Genomic DNA, 20,043 nt, shown 5'->3' with positions numbered 1-20,043 from the left:
ACCATTGCATGAGAAAACTGCTCTCTTTTCTGAAGTACAGCCTGCTTCTGGGGCTTTCCGCATTTCTGATGTGGTATGCCCTAAAAGAGCTCGACTTCGAAAAACTGTGGGCTGAGCTTCAGAACATCAATTACAGCTGGCTGGCGCTCTCTTTAATGATGGGCCTGTCCGCCTACCTGAGCCGGGCGTACCGCTGGTACATGCAAATACGGCCTACAGGCTATACCCCTTCCTTTCGGAATACCTACAATGCCATGATGGTGGGCTATGTGGCCAACCTTGTGCTGCCCCGCATGGGCGAGGTGGTGCGCTGCAGCATGCTCCGCCGCAGCGATGGTATACCTGTCAACAAAGCCTTTGGCACGGTCATCGCCGAGCGCTTCATCGACATGATCATGCTGCTCCTGTTTCTGGGGCTCACTTTTCTGCTGGAGGTCAACCGCCTCCGCGATTTTCTCTTCGGTCTTTTCACGGATAAGTATGCCAGCCTGGAGCAAAGCTTCGGGTCGCTATACCTGTTGGTCGGACTTGTCATGGCGGTCGGTTTCGTATTCCTGGTGCTGGGGCTGCTATACCTGAACAGGCTGCGGCAAAACACCTTCTTCATAAAAACCGTCACCTTCGTGCGCGGCATGCTGCAGGGCGTGTTCAGCATCACTAAAATTGAAAACCAGGGGGCTTTCTGGGGGCATACCTTGTTTGTGTGGGCCATGTATTACGGCATGAGCCTTGTGGTGTTCTATGCTATACCTGCCACATCGCAGCTGACACCAATAGCCGGGCTCTCGGTGCTCGTGATCGGCACGCTCGGTATGGCAGCGCCAGTGCAGGGCGGAGTAGGGGTATACCACCTGCTGGTACAGACTGTGCTATTACTTTATGGTATACCTAAGGAGGCAGGTATGGCTTACGCCCTGGTGGCACATACATCGCAAACACTTTTGGTAGTTGCCATGGGAGTACTTAGTTTTATGACAGGAATGTTGCAAAAGCCTGCCGTAGCTGATGAGCTCGCGGAGGCAAACCCACCTATACATGAACTCGAAAGATAAAATCCTGTCGCTGTCCGACATGCAGGAGCAAGTGCAGGCCTGGCGCAACCAGGGGCAGAAGATCGTTTTCACCAATGGTTGCTTTGATATTCTTCACCTGGGTCACGTCGATTACCTCGAGAAAGCACGACAACTTGGCGATAAACTGGTGCTCGGACTTAATACAGATGCGTCAATAAGCCGTATAAAAGGTCCAAGCCGTCCGCTGCAGGACGAAATGTCACGCGCGCGCGTCATGGCATCGCTTTTGTTTGTGGATGTCGTAGTATTCTTCGATGAAGATACGCCGCTCGAACTGATCAAGGCCGTGCAGCCCGATATACTGGTAAAGGGCGACGATTATACCATCGAAAATATTGTGGGGCAGGATGTCGTTACTGCAAGAGGGGGCGAGGTGAAGACCGTGCCGCTCGTGAAAGGCTACTCCACCACGAATGTTGTTAAAAAGATTGAAAACCAAAATAAGTTATAATTAGGAGAAAGCTATGGCTGGAATATATTTAATAGGTATTCTCTTCATGGGCATCAGCATGTGGGTAAGCTGGAGACTGAAGAGCAAATTCAAAAAATATTCGGAGATTCCGTTGCAATCGGGCTACACAGGCCGCGAGATTGCCGAAATGATGCTGGCCGACAATGGCATACACGATGTGAAAGTGATATCGGTGGCAGGCCGCCTGACGGACCATTACAATCCGGCTGACAAGACCGTGAACCTGAGTGAGTATGTGTACGAAGCACGCAGCGCGGCTGCGGCAGCGGTGGCGGCACACGAATGCGGTCACGCCGTGCAGCACGCCAAAGCGTACAGCTTCCTGAAGTTCCGCTCGGCCATGGTGCCGGCGCTGAGCATCGCCTCGCGCTACATGCAGTGGATCATCCTGATCGGTATCCTGATGCTACAGACCACGCCTATTCCGTTGACGATCGGTGTGGCCCTTTTCGGCCTGACGACCATCTTCAGCTTTGTGACATTGCCTGTCGAGTTCGACGCGAGTAAGCGGGCCCTGGCCTGGATCAGTTCCAACAACATAGTAACGCAGCAGGAACTGGCCATGTCGAAAGACGCGCTGAAGTGGGCCGCCCTAACCTATGTGGTCGCAGCACTTGGTTCACTGGCTACGCTGTTGTACTATGTATCGCTGCTGATGGGCCGCCGCGACTAAGCTGGGCATTATGCAACTTATAAAATAAACAAAGCGCCATCCGTTCGTTCAGAGCGGATGGCGCTTTTGTGTTATTGCACTAATTAAAACGGTAGCCTAACAAATATTCGTTAGGAGGGTTACACAGATATTACCAAATTTCATAGTTTTGTACTATAATCTATTAATCGCTGTCCTTTTATATATAAAAGCATGAATTTTCAATTAACTGAAGAACATTTGGCGGTGCAGGCTGCTGCCCGTGAATTTGCACAAACAGAATTGCTGCCTGGCGTAATCGAGCGCGATGAGCACCAGAAGTTCCCGGCTGAGCAGATCAAGAAAATGGGAGAGCTAGGCTTCCTGGGTATGATGGTGGACCCGAAGTACAACGGCGGCGGCATGGATACCATCTCCTATGTGCTGGCCATGGAAGAGATCTCTAAAGTAGACGCTTCTGCCTCTGTGGTGATGTCGGTGAACAACTCGCTGGTATGCTGGGGCCTGGAGAAATACGGCACGGAAGAGCAAAAGCAGAAATACCTGACCCGTTTGGCAACAGGCGAGATCATCGGTGCCTTCTGTCTTTCGGAACCGGAAGCTGGTTCTGACGCCACTTCGCAGCGCACCACCGCCGAAGACAAAGGCGACTACTACCTGCTGAACGGCACCAAGAACTGGATCACAAACGGTAGCACGGCCTCCGTATACCTGGTGATCGCGCAGACAGACCCTGAGAAGAAGCACCGTGGCATTAACGCCTTTATCGTGGAGCGCGGCATGGAAGGCTTCCAGGTAGGCCTGAAGGAAAACAAGCTGGGCATCCGTGGCTCTGACACGCACTCTTTGATGTTCACAGACGTGAAAGTACCAAAGGAGAACCGCATCGGCGAAGACGGCTTCGGCTTTAAGTTCGCCATGTCCACGCTGGCAGGCGGCCGCATCGGTATAGCGGCGCAGGCTTTAGGTATAGCCTCAGGCGCTTTCGAGCTGGCTTTGAAGTACTCAAAAGAGCGCAAGGCATTTGGAGTGGAGATCGCCAAGCATCAGGCCATCCAGTTCAAGCTGGCTGACATGGCAACCAACATTGAGGCTGCCCGCATGCTTTGCCTGAAGGCTGCCTATCACAAAGACACACACCAGGATTACGGCATGTCCGGCGCAATGGCCAAGCTGTTTGCCTCAAAAGTGGCCATGGACACAACCGTTGAAGCAGTGCAGGTGCACGGCGGATATGGTTTCGTGAAAGAGTACCATGTGGAGCGTTTGATGCGTGATGCTAAAATCACACAAATCTATGAGGGTACTTCTGAGATCCAGAAAATAGTAATTTCAAGAGAATTACTAAAGTAATTTGGCACTTAAACCTTTGTTGCTGTGTTATTTAGGCTAAGGATATGGTTTATTGAATTAAAATTAAATATTTAAAATATTTTGAATTTTATAAGGATTAGCCTAGCTTTAGGACAAAATTAAAGGGTTTATAGTATAAAAGTTAGTTGGTAACACACATGGAAGATTACAATAAGATTATTGAGTCGCTTGGGGTGCGATTCATTAAAGCGAAAAATCTGGTGTTGCAGCAGCCGTTCTCGGTTCGCAACTACTACGATGTAGGCAACAACCTGATTCTGCTTCATAAAGGTACAATTTTCTTTGGTGAGGAGGAACAGATGGTAGAAGAGGGCGAATTGCTCTTTATACCGGGTGGGCGCAGCACAAAGGTAACCTATGGTTCCACTGACGGCCGCTCCATCACAAATGATGATCTGATCACCAATAGAGAGAAGTTCTTTAAGAGCAACAACGACCTCGACCTGATCGGCGACGCTGAAGAGAGCCACAGCTATGTGAGCTTCGAAGCGAAAGTGTTTGATTCTGTAAACTTCTTTGCATCGCTGGACCTGCCTGCCTTCCTGATCTCAGGAAACAACAAGCTGGCTAACCTGGTGATCAAAGTGGTGGAAGAGAACATGCAGGACCTGCCTGGCAAGGAGCGCCTGATCAGCATCTACACCGAGAATATCGTGGTAGAGATTGTTCGCCATATTCTGCGCAACAAAATGTTTGTGGAGCAGTTGGCTACCAACAGCACGTACTTCAAAGACCCTCGCCTCATCGACCTGTTCAACTACATCAAGGAGAACCTGGGCGGCGACTTGTCTAACAAAGTGCTTTCTAACGTTGCCAACGTTTCTGAGGACTATGTAGGTCAGTACTTCAAAATGCTGACAGGTATAAACCCACAGGATTACATTGAATACCAGCGTATGGAGCGCGCCGTGTTCCTGCTTCGTACCACGAAGAAGAGCATCCGCGAAATCGGTAAGGACGTGGGCTACAAAGATACAGCTTATTTCTGCCGTCGCTTCAAGATGATGTTCGGTATACCTGCCGGTAAGATGCGTCGTCGCGAATCAGCGATGAACATCTAAGGCTAGATTATAAGAAGCTATAGTATGAGAAACCTCGGCCAGAAAGCCGGGGTTTTTTTCTATGTGGTTGCCTACCACAATCACGTCGGCGCCAGCCTCCAGTGCTGCCTTTGCCTTAGCCGCCGTATCGATACCACCTCCTACAATAATAGGGGTCTCTACCGACTGTCGCACAGCTTTGATCATATCAGAACTAACAGGATGTAGTGCACCGCTGCCGCCGTCCAGGTATATGTAGCGCAGGCCCAAGAGTTCACCGGCCATGGCAGTGCAGGCAGCAATGGCCGGCTTGTCATGAGGTATAGGCGTGGTGCCACTCATGTAAGAAGCGGTGGTCTGGCGGCCGGATTCAACGAGTATGTAGCCAGTAGGGTATACCTGTAGCGCGCTGGCTTTGAGGATGGGGGCCGAAAGTACATGCTGGCCGATCAAGAAGTCGGGGTTGCGGCCCGAAATAAGGGAAAGAAGCAGAATGCCGTCTGCCTGTTTGTCGATGTGCAGGCTGTTGCTCGGAAAAAGGATGACAGGTATAGTGCTGTTCTCTTTGATGAGCCGGATGATGGCGGCTTGGTTGTCGGTGGTGATAAGGCTGCCGCCGACAAAGAAAAAATCTACCTGGTGAGTTTCGCTTAAAGAGAGCAGGTTCAGGCAGGAAGCTTCGTCCAGATTATCGGGATCGATCAGGAGGGCGAAGTGCTTTCTGCCTGGCTCATGCTGCTGTCTGTTACAAAGGTTGTTGAATGGCATCCTCTTCTGGAATGGTATAAGCAATGGTCTCTATTTCAGTCACCTCTATAGGTGCTGCTGCAATATCGCTATTTTTAGAAACAGTGCTTAAGTATTCCTCCACCTTTTTCGTAAGGTATACAAGGAGTAGGGCCATTACCTGCTGGCTGATGACCTGCATCAGTTCGGGGCTTACGAAGCTTTTGGAAACACCGGTTTGTTGCTTCGGTTCACGTTGCGCGTACGGCATACGCTCTGAAGATAAGGTATAGGCGTCCTCTTGCTCATGCACAAAAGAGTCGTATCCGGCTATGTCTGCATTGCTTGCGGTATAGCCGCCTTCCTGTTCGTACTCATACCTGTTGAAGCCCAGCGCGTCCGCCTCTCGGGCAACGTACTTCGATTGCTTGGCAGCCTTCCTGCCCTTCAGCGTTTTAGCTTTTTTTTTATCGCCGCTGAACATGCTCCGAAGCAGTAGTCCTGCCACCAGCACACCGCCCGCTATGGCGACCTTTTTGCCGATTTGCTGGCCCTGTGTTTTTATCTGGTCCACATCGCCCATGAGCGCCTTCTTGTATTCTTCTTTCTGGCGCTCCAGCAGTTCCCGTTCATTGTCGAACAAAGGGTTTGTTATCTCACTCATATCTGATTTTCTCGTTTATCGGTTTTATAGATGGTATTGTCCAAAGCCTTGTCGGCCATACCCTGGAACACTTTTTTGTCGAGGCCTATTAGCAGTATTACCAGCACCACCACATAGAACAAGGCAATAATTCCGAAGCCCCAGAAAGAGCTGTCGAGCAGGTGGTTGAGCAGCAGCCCTAGGAAAATGCTCACAAACAGAAAACTCATCAGGCCGAAAAAGCCCAGTAACACCCCATGGATAGCGCCCACCATGGCTGCCTTCATCTTTTCCTGTATCTCAAGCCGTATAATGTCTATGCGGGTATCAATGTACCCCATGAGGTTCTCGATAAGATTGGTGCTTTTTTCTCTTGTGCCGTTGTCGTTCATAGTGCCCAGCTTTTTTAGTGCTTTTTCTGTATACGGTAGTATATTAAAATATGTACGGAAGATGCAATCAGTTAAAGTTGTACTACGGAATTTGCAGTATCTTGTCCGTGTTTACTTAACTTAAGTATTCCTTTTTTGTTACATTAGCCTCCTTGGATCATAACTTATATAGCATTCTGGGCGTGAGCCCCACGGCGTCGGCGCAGGAGATCAAACTGGCTTATAAGCAGCTGGCTTTGAAGTATCATCCTGACCGAAACCCGGGTGATGCGCGAGCTGAGGAGCTGTTCAAGGTAGTCAACTCCGCTTACCAGACTTTGTCAGATCCGGGCAAACGCGCGCGCTATGACCTGCGCCTGCAGTATCTGAGCGAGCAGCGACAGGCCATACGCCAGCACCAGCCGCACCACCACGCCCGCTACCGGCAAACCCGGCCTCCTGCACCTGTGTCGGAGCGCCATTACCAGAATATACCTCGCCGCGAAGGCCGCCGCTTTGTGCGCAAGGACCTCTACATCACGCTCGGCTTTTTTGCCTTCATGTTTGTATTCAGTGTGCTGCTTAAGTCTACCATGGACTACATCACCGGCGAAGACAGGTATAAAACGGCCCTCAGCTACATCGAGCACGGCAAGTACAGCAGTGCGCACAGCCTGTTGAATGATGCCATCTATTTCCGGCCAAAGCACGCGGATGCCTACCTGACAAGGGCGAGTATCTCGATGAATGTAAATGAAAATTACCGGGCGGCTGTGGAGGACCTGAACCAGGTGATTGCGCTACAGGACAGGCCCTCAGCAGAAGTGTTTTTGATGCGGGGCAAGAGCCTCGCCAAGCTCGAGAAGTATCCTGAGGCTGAAAGGGATTTCGGGATAGCCCTTACACTTGACAGCACCCTGCACACAGCGCAATTGGACAGGGGGGAAGTGCGCCTGTTTTACCTGCAGAAGTTCGAGCCGGCCATCGCTGACTTTACCAGATTTCTGCGCTATACCTCTAAAGGTGAGTCATGGGCAAACGCTTTGACATTTAGGGGCTTCGGCTACTACAAAACCGGTGACTATGCTGCTTCAGAAGCCGACTACCGCAAGGTGCTGCAGGCCGACAACGCCAATGGCCGGGTATACTACCTGCTCGGGCGCACCGAGCTTGAGCAGGCACAGCCCGATTCTGCCTGTGCCCACTTTAACGAAGCCTACCGGCTGGGCTATTCTGCCGCGCTGCTGGAACTTCGGGCTAACTGTCGCTAGAAGTACTTTAGCAGCTTTTTCTGCATTTTCTCACTGTCCCAGGTATGACCACCCAGGTAGATCTCTTTTATCTCACCTTTCGGGTTGAGGATGTAGGTAGTCGGGAATACGGTCAGTTGCTGGTTGGCAAGCGGAGTGTTAGCCCTGAGGTAGGTAAAGGAATACGTCTGCCGGCTACGGAACTTCAACAGCTTTTCCAACTCCTCATCTGACACGGTAACCACGGCAATCTTATCGGGGTGCAGCTGCTGGAGGCGGTCCATAGAGGGCATCTCTTCGATGCAGGGCTTGCACCAGGTGGCCCACACGTTCAGCACCACCACTCTTCCCTTATACTTGTCGATGGAGATGGGTTCGCCCTGCAGGCTGGTGAGTTTTAGCGACTGCCAGTTCACATGTTGTGGTACAGTCTGGTTGAGCATGTAAAAGGCGAACACGGCGATCATGCTCGTAACTGCAAAGCCCACGGCATAGGCAGTCCAGAAGGTTTGGCGGCGGGTCATGGCTTAGACTTGGATGTTCTGAATGAAGTACATGTAAACGAGCGCAAGCAGGAGGACCGTGCCGATGCCGGCGGACATACCTGCAAAAATGGCGCTCCAGTAGGTTCTTTTCATAAGAGCGAAAGATGTTGTAACAGCTAAGTTACTAAAATGCAGGAAAAGTTTTAGGCTGAAAACAATTTAGACAACCAGTGGCTTATTATGAAGTATAGTAGGGCAGCAGACGCGAGAAGGGTATAAAACAAAAAACCCTTACCTGTACAGGTAAGGGTTTAAGCTGGTGGTGATGATTGGAATCGAACCAACGACACAAGGATTTTCAGTCCTTTGCTCTACCAACTGAGCTACATCACCAGCTCTGTTGTACTCCCTCTTTCGAAAGAGTATGCAAAAGTAGTAACCAAATTCGAAGACGCAAACTTTCGGGCAAAAATATTTTAAAAAAGGGCCTCCGTATACGTTTATTCTCACTATTCTGCTATCTTTATCTACGAATTGGTATGTATAACGAATAATTCACCGTGATTCAACTCGAGAACATTATCTTCCTGATAGTAGCTGCCCTGGGTATCGGCCTGTTTGTGTGGCAGATTCGCAAGATTCGCAAGAACATTCTGATAGGCCGTGACGTCGACCGGAGCGATAATCCGTCGGAGCGTATCAACAAAACCCTGCTGGTGGCTTTTGGTCAGCGGAAGATGTTTAAGCGCATGCTGCCAGCCGTGCTGCACCTATTTGTGTACGTTGGCTTCCTGGTGATCAACATCGAGGTGCTGGAGATCATGATCGACGGGATCTTCGGCACGCACCGGGTACTCGGTTTCCTGGGCCCGTTCTATGATGGGCTGATGGCCGTAAACGAGATTCTGGCTGCCCTTGTGATTGTTGCCTGCGTCATCTTCCTGTGGCGTCGTAATGTGACCAAAGTGCCGCGCCTGGCAACCGGCGTGGAGATGCGCGCCTGGCCTAAAATGGATGCCAACGTGATTTTGATCACGGAAATCGTGTTGATGTTTGCCCTCTTTGCCTTCAATATAGCCGACCTGAAACTGGCTGCGCTCAATAACCATACCTTGCCGGGCACCTTTCCGGTGAGCAGCTCCTTTGTGGATATTTTTGGCAACGACGCCGGCACGCTGGCGACCATCGCAAGCGTTGGCTGGTGGATCCACATCATCGGTATCCTGGCCTTTATGAACTACCTGCCGAGCTCCAAGCACTTCCACATCATCATGGCTTTCCCAAACGTGTACTTCTCCAAGCTGTGGCCGAAGGGTAAGTTCACGACCAACCCGGCTATCACGCACGAAATCAAAGCCATGCTGGACCCAAGCTACCAGCCGCCGGCTCCGGAGATGGACGCGGAGGGCAATCCGATCGTGCAGCGCTTCGGAGCCAAGGATGTGGAAGACCTGACTTGGAAACAGCTGATGGATTCCTATACCTGCACCGAGTGTGGTCGCTGTACCTCAGTGTGCCCGGCTAACATTACGGGCAAGCTCCTATCTCCGCGCAAGATCGTGATGGATACCCGCGACCGCATGGAAGAGAAAGGCGAGCATCCGGCTATCTTCGCCCCAAACCACTACAAAGAATTGGGCGTGGAGCGCGTGAAGACTACGGATGAAAAGACGCTGCTGCGTGGCTACATCACGCCGGAAGAGCTGTGGGCCTGCACCACCTGCAACGCCTGTGTGGAGTCCTGCCCGGTGAACATCGACCAACTGTCCACCATTATGGACCTGCGACGCTACTTGGTGCTGGAAGAGTCGGCGGCTCCGGCCTCGCTCAACGCTATGTTCACCAACATCGAAAACAACGGCGCGCCGTGGGCCTTCCCGTCTTCAGACCGCTTTAACTGGGCTGAAGAGTTGTATGTGCCTTCAAAAAATTAGACAAAAGAATTTTTAGACAAAGGACAAAAGACTCTATGATACTGGACTCACAAATATGTCCTTTGTCTTTCGTCAAGCAGTCCCTCGTCCTTTTCAAATACACAGATGGAAGAAAATAAAAGATTAGTGAAAGTGCCAACCATGGCGGAAATGGCTGCGAACGGTGAAGAGCCGGAAGTGCTGTTCTGGGTTGGCTGTGCCGGTTCGTTCGACGACCGCTATAAGCGCGTAACACGTGCCTTTGTACAAATTTTAGAGCACGTAGGCGTAAAATATGCCGTACTGGGCACCGAAGAAAGCTGCACCGGCGAGCCCGCCAAGCGCGCCGGCAACGAGTTCCTGTTCCAGATGCAGGCCATCACCAACATCGAGGTGCTCAACGCTTACAATATAAAGAAGATCGTGACGGCCTGTCCGCACTGCTTCAACACCATCAAAAACGAATACCCGGATTTGGGTGGCAACTACGAAGTGATTCACCACTCCACGTTCCTGCAGCAACTCATCAACGAGGGCAAGGTGAAGGTACAGGGTGGCGAGCCCTTTAAAGGCAAGCGCATCACCTTCCACGACTCCTGCTACCTGGGCCGCGCCAACGACATCTACGAAGCCCCGCGCGATGTGCTGGCCGCTCTTGATGCCGACCTGGTGGAGATGAAGCGCAGCCGTGCCAACGGACTTTGCTGCGGTGCCGGTGGTGCCCAGATGTTCAAAGAACCGGAGCCGGGCAACAAAGACATCAACATCGAGCGTACGGAAGAAGCCCTGGCCACTCTTGGTACAGGCGATGGCGTGATCGCAACTGCCTGCCCGTTCTGCATGGTGATGATGAGCGACGGCGTGAAAAACAAGGAGCAGGAAGAAAGCGTAAAAGTTTTTGACATTGCCGAGCTGATCGCACAAGCGGAAGGGTTGAGTAAGTAATACCTGATTGTTGATTGATAATTGCTGATTGTTGCTTTACTCCCGGACTTGTTCGGGTATAGCTGTTTTGCCAGGTAATCAGGTGAGAACAGGTATAGCTTTTGCGGAGTTTACATCACCAGCCGACTACCCTTTAAGAAATCAATCAACAATCAACAATCAACAATAAAAAATGTACATTCCTTTTGACCAATTGCCACCGCATGCCCGGCTCTGGATCTACCAGGCTGACAGGGCGTTGACGGCGGAAGAGCAGGAAGAAATAAAGCCCATGCTGGAGCGTTTTGCTACTGACTGGAGCAGTCATGGCGCGGGGCTACAGGCGTCGGCCAGTTTATTGCACGATCGTTTTCTGGTGCTGGCCAACAACGAAACCGTTACCTCTGCCAGTGGATGTTCCATCGACTCTTCGGTGAGTTTTGTGCGGGAACTGGAGGAGCGCTTTGGTATTTCGTTCTTCGACCGTACCCGACTGGCTTTCCTGAAAGACGGCCAGATGCAGGTGGTGGGCATGAACGAGCTGAAAAATAAAGTGGCCGCCGGCGAGATTGACGGACAGACCTTATATTTTGATACATTGGTAAATAATTACGGAGAGCTGCAGGATGCCTGGCCACGGCCGGCGCAGCAAAGCTGGCTCTCCAGGTATTTTTAGATCCGCTAATTCAAAAACTACCCCCATGCAGCAGACGCTATCGACACAGTCAGTGGCCCATTACCTGAAGTTTACAGCAGCCATTCTGCTGCTGGCCGTGGTGCTCAGCTCCTGTGGCGCGGGCATGTACCTGAGCAAGGCCGAGAAGCGCTTTGAAGAAGAGCAGTATGAGCGGGCCATCGAGTACTATAAGCAGGCGCTGAAGGGGGCAAAGAACACCGGCGAGATCAATTACCGCATAGCCGAGTCGTACCGCCTGTCTAACCGACTGGCGGAGGCCGAAACTTATTATAAGGCTGCACTCGACAACAACTACCGCAAGGAGGAGGGCTTCTTCTATTATGGTATGGCCCTGAAAGCCAATGGCAAGTATGAAGCTGCTTTGGGCCAGATGCAGGATTACGCCCGCATCGGCAGCAAGCCAGAGCTCAAGGCACTGGCCCTGCGCGAAGTTGAAACGCTGAGCCAGTTGAGCGGCATCCTGAAAAAGAACACGGGCTTTGAGATCTATAACCTGGAAGCACTGAATACAGAGGGCTCTGACTTTGCACCTTTTGTGCGTGGCAACGAACTGGTTTTCTCATCCTCCCGAGGACCAGGCAAAACATACCTGGGCAATGGTGAAGGCTTTTTGAACCTGTATGCGACTACATTGGGTGACTCGGCCAATCTGGGGGCAGCCGTGCGCAAGCTGGAAGGTGTAAACACCGAAGACCTGCACGATGCGCTGGCTACTTTTGCTGACGAAGGCAACACCATGGTGTTTGCGCGCGGCAATGAGGGCACCAAGAAAGGCCGCCGCAATGTAGACCTGTACATCTCGTTTTACCGTTCCAACGCCTGGACCGAGCCGAAACTGATTAGCATCAGCGATCCGCGCGCCTGGGATTCTTCTCCGGCTTTCGCCCCTGATGGTAGAACACTCTACTTCTCCTCCGATCGCAAAGGAGGACTTGGAGGCAACGACATTTACAAAACTACCATCGACGACAATGGCCGCTTCTCTGCGCCTGAAAATATGGGTCCGACGATTAACACGCCGGGCAACGAGAGCTATGTGTATGTAGGCCCGGACGGTACGCTCTACATCGCCTCTGATGGTTTGCCAGGACTGGGCGGGCTCGATGTCTTCAAGGTAGAAGAGGGTAAACCTGTTAACATGGGCGTGCCGGTTAACTCCAGCGGCGACGATTTTGGTATCTTCTTCCAGGATGCTCTTACGGGCTATATTTCCTCTAACCGCGAAGGTGGCAAAGGGGGCGATGACATTTATGCTATTGCCAAATCAGCACGCAAACTGGTGAATTTCTTTGTGGACGGTACGGTATACCAGCGCCGCGACAAAGACAAGCAGCAGACGGCGGTACCGAACACACTGGTGGTGCTGCAGGACAGTAAGGGACAGAAAATTGCCGAAACCACAGCTGATGCAGAGGGCAAGTTTTCCTTCCCGCTCGACAGCGCAACAGCTTACTCTTTGCTGGCAGAGAAACCCGGCTTCTTCGCTGCCCGCCAGCGCGTAACGACCGTAGGCAAGATGCCACCGCAGAACCAGTTGCCAAACGAAGTGCGCCTGACTGCTGACCTCTTGCTGACTGAGATCGTGAAAGAGAAGGCCATTGTGCTCGAGAACATCTTCTACGACTTCGACAAAGCCGACATCCGACCGGACGCCGCTGAAGAGCTCGACAAGCTGGTGCAGATACTGGTAGATAATCCGCGCATCTCCATCGAGCTGAGCTCGCACACCGACTCCCGTGGTGTAGATATTTACAACCAGGACCTGTCGCAGCGTCGTGCTCAGTCTGCCGTGAACTACATCATCTCCAAAGGGATTGATAAGTCGCGTATTACGGCCAAAGGTTATGGCGAGAGCCGCCCGGTGGTGCGCAACGCCAAGACCGAAGACGAGCACCAACGCAACCGCCGCACCGAATTTAAGGTCGTGCGCATACAGGAGTAACAGGTAGAAGGTATAGCGCTATACCTGCAGCAAATAAAAATCGGCGGCTACAGTCTTGTACTGTAACCGCCGATGCTGTTTCTGTGCCTGTGCTATACCTACCGGAAGGTGTATTTCAAGCCTACACTAAGGCTGCTTACCCGACTAATGTGGTTGTGATTTGGGGCGTAGGTCCCACTGCTGAGCAGTGGTGTGCGATAATCCAGCGAGAGAGCCATTGGGAGCTTTTTGAATTGATATTCTATACCTACCATTCCGAAAGCAATTGGGCTTATACGGGGTTTGCCCTCATGTTCAAGCGGTGAATTGGTATGGCGCAGTATTCCCGCGCCTGCACCTACATAGGGCCGAAAGCGTTCCGAGAAAGCCAGTTTCGGTTGCCAGATGTAACTCAGGGAAGCCAGGTAGTCACGCGAGTAGAAAGGTAGCTTTGTATAGACCTCGAAGGCTGTTTGGTCCGTGATAAAGTACTTGGCCGTTAGACCGAGATCTGTGTAGCCTGCGCCTCCTACTGTGTAACGGAGCCCGACAGCCGCCCTGTAAGGTGCTGAAGCTTGTGGCTTTGTATCGGGCAAATTCTGTGCATGCACAGCCAGGAAGGTACAAGCACCGAATAGGATAAGCAATGTTTTCTTGATCATAAATAAAGGGTTAGTTTTCTGAGCTGTTAATTGTAAAAGATGAGGATGCAGGTATAGACTTGTCCCTAGCGGAAGGTGTATTTCAAACCTATACCTAAATTGCTGGACCTGTAATGGTTCACATAGTTTGGTGTGGTGCGCCCATAGCGCAGGAAGGTCGATCGGTAATCGAGCGAAAGGGCCAGAGGAAGCTTCTTGAAAGAGTATTCAGCGCCGAAAGAAGCAGCAACAACCGGATTAATATAGGATGCGGGTCCATCGAAGTATGTAGGCGCCGGATTGTTGGTGCGGAGCAAGCCAACGCCTATACCTGCATATGGCCTGAGGCGGTTTGATGTAGCGAGTTTTGGCTGCCAGATGTAGCTGAGGGAAGAAAGAAACTGGCGGGAGTCAGGGTTTAGGTCCGAATAAGCTTCTAAGGCGGACTGTTCCCGTATGAAGTACTTAGCCGTTACCCCAAGCATCAAGCCTGCCGGTCCGGTTGCGTAGCGTAGGCCGACAGCCAATTTATAAGGCGCCGACACTTGTTGAGGTTGCACTTGCAGTGAATCTTGCGCCTGTGCTGCACCAACAAAACACATGCTGAAGCATGAAATCAATAATTTCTTTATCATATTTTATTTAAGTTTGTTTATATAGAGGAGTCAATATATTGCAGGAAGGTTGCAAGGTATAGGGGCTGCTTATTCGAAACGCGCTGCTTTATACCTGCTGGATTTGGCTTTATGAAATGCTGGCCCGACCAATAATTGCCACCACGGCTTTTTAAAAGCGTTTCTTTTTGCCGTATATACAAAGGCCTTTCTTAAATTTGTAAAGCAAGTAAGACCAGCACTATGGAAAATAGATACCTCCGGCGTGGCGTGTCCGCCTCAAAGGAAGACGTGCATAACGCCATCAAGAACATCGACAAAGGACTTTTCCCGAAAGCATTCTGCAAGATCATCCCGGATATACTCACCGGCGACCCCGAGCACTGCGTCCTCATGCACGCCGACGGCGCGGGCACCAAGTCGGCGCTGGCCTACATGTACTGGAAAGAAACCGGTGACCTGAGCGTGTGGAAAGGTATAGCGCAGGATGCCGTGGTGATGAATACCGATGACCTGCTGTGCGTGGGCGCTATGGATAACATCCTGCTCTCTTCTACCATCGGCCGCAACAAGCACCTGGTTTCGGGCGAGGTGATTGCCGCCATCATCAACGGTACCGAGGAGGTGCTGCAGATGCTCCGCGACAACGGCATCGGCATTTACAGCACAGGCGGCGAGACAGCCGATGTGGGCGACCTGGTGCGCACCATTATCGTGGACAGCACCGTGACGGCCCGCATGCGCCGCGACGAAGTGATATCGAACGACAAAATACAGCCTGGCGATGTGATCGTTGGGTTTGCCTCTTACGGGCAGGCTACCTACGAAGACGAATACAATGGCGGCATGGGCAGTAACGGCCTCACCTCCGCCCGCCACGATGTGTTCCACTCATACCTGTCGGCGTCTTATCCGGAGAGTTACGATCCGGAACTGCCAAAGGACCTGGTGTACTCGGGCAACTACCGCGTGACCGACGTGGAGCCTGAGACAGGTATAGAAGTAGGCAAACTGGTGCTGTCGCCGACGCGTACCTATGCGCCGATTGTGAAGGAAATTCTTAACCAGCACCGTCCGCACATACACGGCATGGTGCACTGCAGCGGCGGCGCCCAGACCAAAGTGCTGCACTTCACCGACAAGGTACACATCATCAAAGACAACCTCTTCCCGGTACCGCCGCTGTTCCGCATCATTCAGGAGCAGAGCCACACCGACTGGAAAGAAATGTACAAGGTCTTCAACATGGGCCACCGCCTCGAAATTTACCTGCCGGAGCAACACGCCCAAAGCCTGATCGACATTTCGAAATCCTTCAATGTGGATGCGCAAATCGTTGGCCGCGTGGAAGCCAGCGAACGCAATGAACTCACGATCAAGACCGATAAAGGAGAGTTTTACTACGAAGGATAAGAGCCGAAACGCACAGATAAAGAAAAACCACAGGTATAGCGCCTGTGGTTTTTTGTTTTTTAAGGGGTATAAGCGGTAAAAATTCTTCAGTGCACTATATTAAAATTTCTATACATTATAATTCGTTCATAATATAGTTATATATTAAGGTTGTAATCCTTGCGCTATACCTATATGAAAACAAACCTTACCCTCCTATGGATTTTCTTGCTAACTCCCTTCCTTACCTTCGCCAATGAAGGTGATACAGCTAAAGTCAGGTATGACAAACTCTATGCAGGTATAAGCTTTAGTACGGTATCGCACCATATCTATTACAAAGACTCCAGAGCCCAGGATATTATCAGTTCTGGCTACTTTGCTCCGCTTTCTTTATACTTGGGTTACAATTTCGGTAGGAACATGCGGGTGCAGGCAGGCCTGGCTTATGGCGGAAGTTCAGAGAAATTCAGCTGGTCGCCTGACAATAAGGTACTTCATACCGCCTCTTCTCGCACACATGTTATCGCCATGCCCGTAACGCTGCAACATGTTATGTTAAAGGCTTTTAGGCGATTCCCGGTGTATGCTACCGGTACGCTGATGCCTGCCTACGGTATATCACAAACCGAATATGCTCAGTCAGAGAACGGCGCCACAGCTCAGGTAAACAATATGACAGACAAAGGAATCAACACCTTTGTGACGGCAGGTATAGGGGTTGATTATAAAATAAACCCGCGCCTTTACGGGCAGGTAGAGTACTACGCCTTGAAGCACAACCTGACTGGCAGAAATTCCTTCTTTCACGATTGGGACCAGGGGTTTACTGGGCTTCTGCATTTCTATAAGTCAGTAGGTATAGGTCTGAATTATAAGCTTGGTCTGGAAGATTAATCAGCTGCAATTATGAAAACATGCTTAGCATTATTAGCACTATACCTGCCGCTTTCCTCTACGGTCATAGCCAGCGAAGGAGATACAGCTAAAGTGAGCGAAAGCAAATTTTACGCAGGTATAGGATTAACCACCATCACCTACCACATCTATTACAAAGATTCCTCACCAGCGAAGCACTTGACGTCGGGCTATTTTACCCCCGTTACTTTGCTTGTCGGGTATAAAGCTAATGATAGGGTTCGGGTACAAACAGGAATAGGCTATGGAGGCAGCAGCGATAAAGCGGAGTGGTCGCCCAATTATCAGGCTACAGATACGGTAAGGTATAGAGCTGCTTCCCGCACCAAGGTGTTGTCTATACCTGTCACGGTTCAGGCAGACCTTTTCAAAGCTTTCAGGCGTGTTCCTTTATATGGAACGATGTCAGCTATAACAGCCTTCGGGAACACCAAAAGCAGCTTGACGGAAACATTGCATGGTGTGCCCGGCACAATTTACACAAAGGATAGGGGAGTGAATGTTTTCCTGATGGCTGGCTTAGGAACCAATTTTAAAATAAGTAATCAGTTTAGAGGCTACGCGGAGCTATACCTACTCAAGAGGAACCTAACAGGCAATAACAATTTTGATTATGACTGGGAAGCTTACTCTCCTTGGGGGCGTCGCCTTTTCAAATCATTTTCTTTTGGAGTGAATTATCAGCTATAGCCGAGACGGGCGCTGTTGTTAAAACCACAGCTCCTATACCTGTGGTTCTTCTTATACCTATACTTGCAAAATCGAAAAATCCCACAGACAAACCCCACTGCACTTTAGTTCCACAAACTGGCACAATAATTGGCTTGGCTGAAGTATAAGCTAAAACCTATACTGCCATGAAAAAGCTTCTACTCCCGCTTCTGTTTGTGCTGCTGGCGCTGCCGGCTTTCGCACAACCTACTGTCGTGACCTTTACCACCCACAGGGGCGAACTGTTCCAGATGGCGCTGGATGGACGCCTGATCAACCGTTCGGCTTCCAACTTTGTGCGCATCACGCATCTGCGGCCCGGCAACCACTATGTCGAGTTCCGGATCAGGGGCCGTCATGGTATTTACAGGACAGGTATAAATGTGCTGGCCCGCGCCGGTTTCGAAACAAACTATGCCGTGCGGGTATCTGGCCGAAAGTTAAGTTTGCGCGTGATCAGCGAGATACCACTGGGTCCGCCGCCGGTAGTGGTCGTGCCGCCGCGCTACCCCGACCGATATGAGCCCGCTCCGCCACGCTACGAGCAAGTGCCGCCCCGCTACGAAGAACCCGCCAACGGTTGCCGCAACCTGTTGGAGCGCTACGATGTGGAACGCCTGATCGACGCCATGAAAGGCCGCGACTTCGAGAGCACCCGCCTCACTGTTGCCCGCGAAGCGGTGCGCAACAGCAGCATCCTGTCAGAGGACCTGCGCAACGTGCTGTTAGCCTTTGAGTTTGAGAGCACCCGACTCGAGTTTGCCAAATTTGCCTACGACAATGTGTGCGACAAAGAGCGCTTCTACTACATCTACGACGTCTTCCAGTCAGACCACCACGTGCGGGAACTGGAGCAGTATACCAGCCGCAGACGCTAAGGTATAGCAAGGTCAATAGAAACACCCGGGGAGCAACAGGTATAAAATCCTGTTGCTCTTTTTTATTTAAGAGGAAGGGTAAAATTTTGACGAAGGAGTTTTTGACAAGGGGCAAAAGAGACTCAGCTTAAATTGCGTCTTTTCAGTGTCTTAAAGGACCTGAGTTCGCATTGCCTGTTTACTGCTGAAGCATCATGGACATTATGTTACTTAAAGCATGATAGTGATGGCATGACTAACTTAAGCGGCAGGAAAAGGAGCCCTATACCTAAAAGTCTTTTGTCCTCTGTCAAGATTTCCTTTGTCTGAGACAGACTCTCCTATAACTGAGACGCGGAGCAAGCCTACGATTTGATCTTCTGGGGCAGGTAGCCAAAGTGCTTTTTGAAAGCAGCTGTGAAGTGGGCGGCATACTTAAAGCCCAGGGCGCTGGCAATATCGCCTACTTTCTGGTCGCCTTCGAGCAGCATTTTCCGGGCCTGCTCCATGCGGTAAGTGTTCAGGTAGCCAAACACCGTGGTGCCGAACACCTGCTTAAAGTGCTTTTTGAGATAATACTCGTTCGTGCCGACCATGTGGGCCAGGTCAATCAGGGAGCAGGGGCACTCCATATTCTTGAGGATCAGGTCGCGGGCGTGGAGCATCTTTTCGATATCCGTTTGCTTCAGCCCGTTCGTGCTTGGTGCTTCGTCCTGTTCGCATTGCTCAAACTGCAGCATCAGGAGCTCGATCACCTTCGCCTGCACAAACATGCGCTTGCAGTAGCCCGTGTACATGCAGTTAAGCAACTCATGCAGCACCGACGTAATCTTTGGAGTAATGGGCAAATTTCCTTTTCTGAGCCGGGCGGGCTTACCGGCCAAAATATGCTCCCGCAACTCTGAAAAAGGGCTTCCTGTCTCGGGCAGATAGTGCAGTAGAAAGTCGGAGGGGATGTATACCGTCATCATCTCCACCTGCGGATCGGGCTTTATCTCTTGTTGCGCCTGTGCGTCGGAGAAGAAAAGCAGGTTGTGCTGTTGGGCGTCAAAACTGGCAAAGGTCTTTGGATTATCTCCTACCCTAAAAGAGCTCTTCCCCCGCATCGAAAAGTATAGCTGTGCAAAGTCCTCACTGTTAAAGCACCCTATTACCTTTTTGCTGGATAAACTAAAGGCTGTGTGGCTGAAGTGAATTTCGCCGGATGGGAAACGCGTGCTGGCCTCGGAAGCTGCACGCGCATTTGGGCTCTGGCAGGTGCAGTAGGTGGGCCGGTTTTGCTCAGCCAATTGCTGACTGGTACAGTCTTTCTCACTGTTTCTCGGTTCGCTCACGTCTTGCTCCATGTTTTCCCTCATTTGATAAAAGA

Annotated in this window: 21 protein-coding genes and 1 tRNA gene; 14 read left to right on the top strand and 8 right to left on the bottom strand. The window is 51.1% G+C overall.

What is annotated here, in order from left to right; all coding sequences use genetic code 11:
* Positions 1–8 precede the first annotated feature (8 nt).
* The 5 genes from AC4QZR_RS17070 to AC4QZR_RS17050 all read left to right on the top strand — a co-directional run bounded on the left by AC4QZR_RS17070 (position 9) and on the right by AC4QZR_RS17050 (position 4,632).
* Entirely contained in the window at positions 9–1,052 is a 1,044-nt protein-coding gene (locus AC4QZR_RS17070) for a lysylphosphatidylglycerol synthase transmembrane domain-containing protein (protein WP_494482009.1), read from the top strand.
* Positions 1,036–1,524, top strand: coding sequence for a D-glycero-beta-D-manno-heptose 1-phosphate adenylyltransferase (rfaE2, locus tag AC4QZR_RS17065; protein WP_494482008.1), 489 nt, complete (start codon positions 1,036–1,038; stop codon positions 1,522–1,524). Before AC4QZR_RS17070 ends, rfaE2 begins: the two co-directional genes overlap by 17 nt.
* Positions 1,525–1,537: 13 nt before the next feature.
* Complete coding sequence (locus AC4QZR_RS17060; protein WP_188500713.1) at positions 1,538–2,218, top strand: zinc metallopeptidase; 681 nt, start codon at positions 1,538–1,540, stop codon at positions 2,216–2,218.
* A gap of 192 nt (positions 2,219–2,410) precedes the next feature.
* Entirely contained in the window at positions 2,411–3,550 is a 1,140-nt protein-coding gene (locus tag AC4QZR_RS17055; protein ID WP_494482007.1) for an acyl-CoA dehydrogenase, read from the top strand.
* Positions 3,551–3,708: 158 nt separating this feature from the next.
* Complete coding sequence (locus AC4QZR_RS17050; RefSeq protein ID WP_188500711.1) at positions 3,709–4,632, top strand: AraC family transcriptional regulator; 924 nt, start codon at positions 3,709–3,711, stop codon at positions 4,630–4,632.
* Here AC4QZR_RS17050 and AC4QZR_RS17045 read toward each other — a convergent pair.
* From AC4QZR_RS17045 to AC4QZR_RS17035, 3 genes are read right to left on the bottom strand one after another with little or no spacing between them, the layout of a single operon-like run.
* Positions 4,615–5,379 (bottom strand): phosphoglycerol geranylgeranyltransferase, encoded by a 765-nt coding sequence (locus AC4QZR_RS17045; protein ID WP_494482006.1) that lies wholly within the window; start codon positions 5,377–5,379, stop codon positions 4,615–4,617. The two genes, AC4QZR_RS17050 and AC4QZR_RS17045, sit on opposite strands and share 18 nt — an antisense overlap.
* The gene (locus AC4QZR_RS17040; protein ID WP_494482005.1) at positions 5,357–6,001 is read right to left on the bottom strand and encodes a hypothetical protein; all 645 of its coding nucleotides are present in this window, start codon (positions 5,999–6,001) and stop codon (positions 5,357–5,359) included. The genes AC4QZR_RS17045 and AC4QZR_RS17040 overlap by 23 nt, the downstream gene beginning before the upstream one ends.
* The gene (locus AC4QZR_RS17035) at positions 5,998–6,372 is read right to left on the bottom strand and encodes a phage holin family protein (RefSeq protein ID WP_116545028.1); all 375 of its coding nucleotides are present in this window, start codon (positions 6,370–6,372) and stop codon (positions 5,998–6,000) included. Before AC4QZR_RS17035 ends, AC4QZR_RS17040 begins: the two co-directional genes overlap by 4 nt.
* 152 nt (positions 6,373–6,524) lie before the next feature.
* On the opposite strand from AC4QZR_RS17035, the gene AC4QZR_RS17030 reads away from it, so the two are divergent.
* The gene (locus tag AC4QZR_RS17030; protein WP_494482004.1) at positions 6,525–7,622 is read left to right on the top strand and encodes a J domain-containing protein; all 1,098 of its coding nucleotides are present in this window, start codon (positions 6,525–6,527) and stop codon (positions 7,620–7,622) included.
* Here AC4QZR_RS17030 and AC4QZR_RS17025 read toward each other — a convergent pair.
* The gene (locus AC4QZR_RS17025; RefSeq protein WP_494482003.1) at positions 7,619–8,125 is read right to left on the bottom strand and encodes a TlpA family protein disulfide reductase; all 507 of its coding nucleotides are present in this window, start codon (positions 8,123–8,125) and stop codon (positions 7,619–7,621) included. The two genes, AC4QZR_RS17030 and AC4QZR_RS17025, sit on opposite strands and share 4 nt — an antisense overlap.
* Positions 8,126–8,403: 278 nt before the next feature.
* Positions 8,404–8,479, bottom strand: a tRNA-Phe gene (locus AC4QZR_RS17020).
* Positions 8,480–8,646: 167 nt separating this feature from the next.
* Between AC4QZR_RS17020 and AC4QZR_RS17015 the strand changes: the two genes are divergently transcribed.
* The 4 genes from AC4QZR_RS17015 to AC4QZR_RS17000 all read left to right on the top strand — a co-directional run bounded on the left by AC4QZR_RS17015 (position 8,647) and on the right by AC4QZR_RS17000 (position 13,562).
* Complete coding sequence (locus AC4QZR_RS17015; protein WP_494482002.1) at positions 8,647–10,020, top strand: 4Fe-4S dicluster domain-containing protein; 1,374 nt, start codon at positions 8,647–8,649, stop codon at positions 10,018–10,020.
* A 105-nt stretch (positions 10,021–10,125) separates the two neighbouring features.
* Positions 10,126–10,944: a (Fe-S)-binding protein gene (locus AC4QZR_RS17010; RefSeq protein WP_494482001.1), complete on the top strand. Its 819-nt coding sequence runs from the start codon at positions 10,126–10,128 to the stop codon at positions 10,942–10,944.
* Between the two features lie 172 nt (positions 10,945–11,116).
* A complete protein-coding gene (locus tag AC4QZR_RS17005) occupies positions 11,117–11,599 on the top strand; it encodes a hypothetical protein (RefSeq protein ID WP_494482000.1) in 483 nt (160 codons plus the stop codon).
* Between the two features lie 25 nt (positions 11,600–11,624).
* Entirely contained in the window at positions 11,625–13,562 is a 1,938-nt protein-coding gene (locus AC4QZR_RS17000) for a CHU_0125 family OmpA-like outer membrane integrity protein (protein WP_494481999.1), read from the top strand.
* A gap of 98 nt (positions 13,563–13,660) precedes the next feature.
* Here the strand turns inward: AC4QZR_RS17000 and AC4QZR_RS16995 are convergent, their stop codons facing one another.
* Positions 13,661–14,203 (bottom strand): hypothetical protein, encoded by a 543-nt coding sequence (locus AC4QZR_RS16995; protein ID WP_494481998.1) that lies wholly within the window; start codon positions 14,201–14,203, stop codon positions 13,661–13,663.
* Positions 14,204–14,268: 65 nt separating this feature from the next.
* Positions 14,269–14,742, bottom strand: a complete 474-nt coding sequence (locus tag AC4QZR_RS16990; protein ID WP_494481997.1) for a hypothetical protein — start codon at positions 14,740–14,742, stop codon at positions 14,269–14,271.
* 297 nt (positions 14,743–15,039) lie between these two features.
* Here AC4QZR_RS16990 and AC4QZR_RS16985 point away from each other — a divergent pair, with 297 nt between their 5' ends.
* The 4 genes from AC4QZR_RS16985 (at position 15,040) to AC4QZR_RS16970 (ending at position 18,695) form a co-directional block, all read left to right on the top strand.
* Positions 15,040–16,209, top strand: coding sequence for an AIR synthase related protein (locus tag AC4QZR_RS16985; RefSeq protein ID WP_116545036.1), 1,170 nt, complete (start codon positions 15,040–15,042; stop codon positions 16,207–16,209).
* Between the two features lie 174 nt (positions 16,210–16,383).
* The gene (locus AC4QZR_RS16980; RefSeq protein ID WP_494481996.1) at positions 16,384–17,085 is read left to right on the top strand and encodes a putative outer membrane beta-barrel protein; all 702 of its coding nucleotides are present in this window, start codon (positions 16,384–16,386) and stop codon (positions 17,083–17,085) included.
* A 12-nt stretch (positions 17,086–17,097) separates the two neighbouring features.
* A complete protein-coding gene (locus AC4QZR_RS16975) occupies positions 17,098–17,796 on the top strand; it encodes an outer membrane beta-barrel protein (protein ID WP_494481995.1) in 699 nt (232 codons plus the stop codon).
* Positions 17,797–17,963: 167 nt separating this feature from the next.
* Positions 17,964–18,695, top strand: a complete 732-nt coding sequence (locus AC4QZR_RS16970; RefSeq protein WP_494481994.1) for a proline and serine-rich protein 1 family protein — start codon at positions 17,964–17,966, stop codon at positions 18,693–18,695.
* A gap of 344 nt (positions 18,696–19,039) precedes the next feature.
* On the opposite strand, the gene AC4QZR_RS16965 is transcribed toward AC4QZR_RS16970, so the two are convergent.
* On the bottom strand, positions 19,040–20,020 hold the full coding sequence (locus AC4QZR_RS16965; protein WP_494481993.1) for a helix-turn-helix transcriptional regulator: 981 nt from the start codon (positions 20,018–20,020) through the stop codon (positions 19,040–19,042).
* Positions 20,021–20,043: the final 23 nt, after the last annotated feature.

It is taken from the genome of Pontibacter sp. YIM B11418, from assembly GCF_059278805.1.
This window is presented reverse-complemented; position numbering and strand designations above follow the sequence as displayed.